Below are 2,621 nucleotides of genomic sequence, written 5' to 3'. Positions count from 1 at the left end.
ACATCACGGTCCACTGCCGTATAGTCCTCGCCGGCCAGCGCCGAGCCATCTTCGCTGCGCACCCGCACCACGACCTCGCCAGCCGCCGCGGCGGACAAGCGCAGCACCACCGGCAGCTCGCGCGTGACATCGCCTTCGGCCTCGACCAGATCATCGGCGCTCAGCGTCGGACGCGCCTCGGCGCCGCTGCCGGCATCACGCGAGGAGGAGCCGCCATTGCAGGCGGACATGAGGACGACCGCCAGCACGGCGAGGGAAAGACGAAACAGGACCATGACAGGCTCCGGCAGCGCTGGCCGCGACGGGCTGCGTGCTTTGTTGTTTTTATGTAACTTTTGTTATTTTTTTGATACTGGCGCAGTCGTTACCGGAATGCAACCCGCCGCCGGCAGGGTGGCCACCAACCGGAAACAAAGCGAAAGGCAGACATGAAAAAGGCCGCCCTGGCGTTGCCAGGGCGGCCTTTTTCGAAACGGCGGGGCCCGGAGGGCCTGGCGTCAGTGCAGCAGGCGCGGCTTGCCGGCGTCGCCGCCGAGGAACTCCAGGCGCTCGTCGTCGAACAGGTTCATGTCCGGTGCCAGGATGCGGATGTAGCGGTCGAAATAGAGCATCTGCTTGAGCAGCAGGGCGAAGGCGCGCGGGAAGCGGATGCCGTGGCGCTCGCCGACCGCGACGATCTCCAGCATGAGCTTGTTGATCTCGCTGTCGTTGGCCAGCGCGTTCACCACCTGCTCCGGATCGACCTGGGTGGCGGCCCCGTAGATGGCCTCCAGGTCCTTCGCCAGCTGCACCTTGTCGACCTTGCGCTTGGTCATGCCGATGACCGACATGCTGTCGGCCATCTTGACGAAGTCGCCTTCGCTCAGCGACTCGATGAAGGCCATGGTCGATGACCAGGTCTCCGGCGCGATGCGGCCGACGATGCCGAAGTCGATGAAGCCGAGGCGGCCGTCGGTGAGCACCATGAGGTTGCCGGCGTGCAGGTCGGCGTGGAAGCTCTCGCACATCATCAGGCTGGAGAACCAGGTGTTGAGCGCGGCCACCAGCGTGCCGGCCGGATCCTTGGTGTACTTGCGGATGGTCTCCAGGTCGGTCAGCGGCACGCCGTAGAAACGCTCCATGGTCAGCACGCGCAGGCTGGACGCCTCCGGGTAGGTGCGCGGCGCGGTGGCCTGGGTGTTGCCGGTCTTCTGCAGGAAGGCGCGGAACTGCTCGAGATTCTTCGCCTCCTTGTAGAAGTCGACCTCTTCCATCATGCAGGCCTGGATCTCGCTGACGATGCCCGACAGCGAGGCGAACTTGAGCTTGGGCAGCGCGCGCTCCATCAGCACGGCGGCGACATAGAGGAAGTTCAGGTCGGTGAGCAGGACGTTCTCGACGCCCGGCTTCTGGATCTTGATCACCACCGCCTCACCGGTCACCAGCTTCGCGGCATGAACCTGCGCGATCGATGCCGATGCCAGCGGAATTTCGTCGATTTCGGCGAAGACCTCATCCAGCGGCCGCTGCAGCTCGCGCTCCAGCACATCCTTCATGATGGCGAAGGGCAGCGGCTCGGTCTTGTCCAGGCAGTGCTGGAACTCGTTGACGTAGTCGGCCGGGAACAGCGAGGGCGAGCTGGCGATGAACTGGCCGAGCTTGACGTAGGTCGCGCCCAGACGCTCGAAAGTCAGGCGCAGCAGGCGCGGCAGCGGCGGGCGTTCGCCGGTGGCCCAGGCCAGCCCGGTGGCCGCCAGCACGGTGGTGGTCTGGCCGATGCGCAGCAGGCCCTTGAGGGCGTTGCCCCAGTTCGCGTAGTGATTCATGCCGTCTCCCCTTCCCTTGCGCCCTGCCGGGCCGAACACACCGGACAGGCCGGATCCCTCGCCGCATGCAGCTTGCGCACGTCATTGCGCAGGCCGTCCCAGCACAGCAGGCGACCGCTCAGCGTCGTCCCGGTGCCGGCGATGACCTTGAGCACTTCCTGCGCCTGCCAGCTGCCGATCACCGCCACCGTGGTGGCCATGACGCCGTTCTCGCTGCAGGTCGGCGCCTCGTCGTCACCCCCCGGCGGATACAGGCAGTGATAGCAGGCCGACTCGCGCGCACGCGGGTCGAACACCGCCAGCTGGCCCTGCCAGCCGATGGCCGCGCCCGACACCAGCGGCACGCCGGCGCGCCAGGCGGCGGCGGCCACCCGCTCGCGCGTGGCGAAATTATCGCAGCAATCGGCCACGACATCGACCTCCGGCAGCCAGCGCGCCAGCAGCGCGTCATNGGACTCGACCTTCAGGCGGCCGACATCGGCCTCGTGGTGCAGCACCTGGCGCTGCAGGTTGGTGACTTCCACCGTGTCGAAATCGGAGAGGATGAGCCGGCCCGCGCCCGCCGCCGCCAGGTACTGCGCCAGCGGACAGCCGAGGCCGCCCATGCCGACCACCAGCACGGTGGCGGCGGAGAGCTTCTCCTGGCCGGCGATATCCCACTCCGGCAGCAGGATCTGGCGGTGGTAGCGCAGCAGCTGGTCGTCATCGAGCATGTCGCTCTCCACTGGCGGACGGGTCGTACCCGCCCGGGTCGGACGCCACTTCGCGGCGGTCCGGCGGCAGCCTGTCCGGCGGCAGCCTGTCCGGCGGCAGGCA

3 protein-coding genes are annotated in these 2,621 nt (G+C 67.4%); all 3 read right to left on the bottom strand.

All coding sequences use genetic code 11. From position 1 onward, the window contains the following. A partial coding sequence (locus tag C5O18_RS08490) for a Calx-beta domain-containing protein (RefSeq protein ID WP_146089302.1) occupies positions 1 to 275 on the bottom strand: 275 nt, incomplete at its 3' end. Positions 276 to 497: 222 nt separating this feature from the next. Continuing rightward, positions 498 to 1,805 (bottom strand): ABC1 kinase family protein, encoded by a 1,308-nt coding sequence (locus C5O18_RS08485; protein WP_105193126.1) that lies wholly within the window; start codon positions 1,803 to 1,805, stop codon positions 498 to 500. Further along, positions 1,802 to 2,518, bottom strand: a complete 717-nt coding sequence (locus C5O18_RS08480) for a HesA/MoeB/ThiF family protein (protein WP_105193124.1) — start codon at positions 2,516 to 2,518, stop codon at positions 1,802 to 1,804. Before C5O18_RS08480 ends, C5O18_RS08485 begins: the two co-directional genes overlap by 4 nt. Positions 2,519 to 2,621: the final 103 nt, after the last annotated feature.

Source organism: Amnimonas aquatica, assembly GCF_002943415.1.
Classification (GTDB): Bacteria; Pseudomonadota; Gammaproteobacteria; order Pseudomonadales; family Moraxellaceae; genus Perlucidibaca; species Perlucidibaca aquatica_A.
Note: the sequence above shows the minus strand (reverse complement) of the source record. Positions and strands in the feature narration are given on the sequence as shown.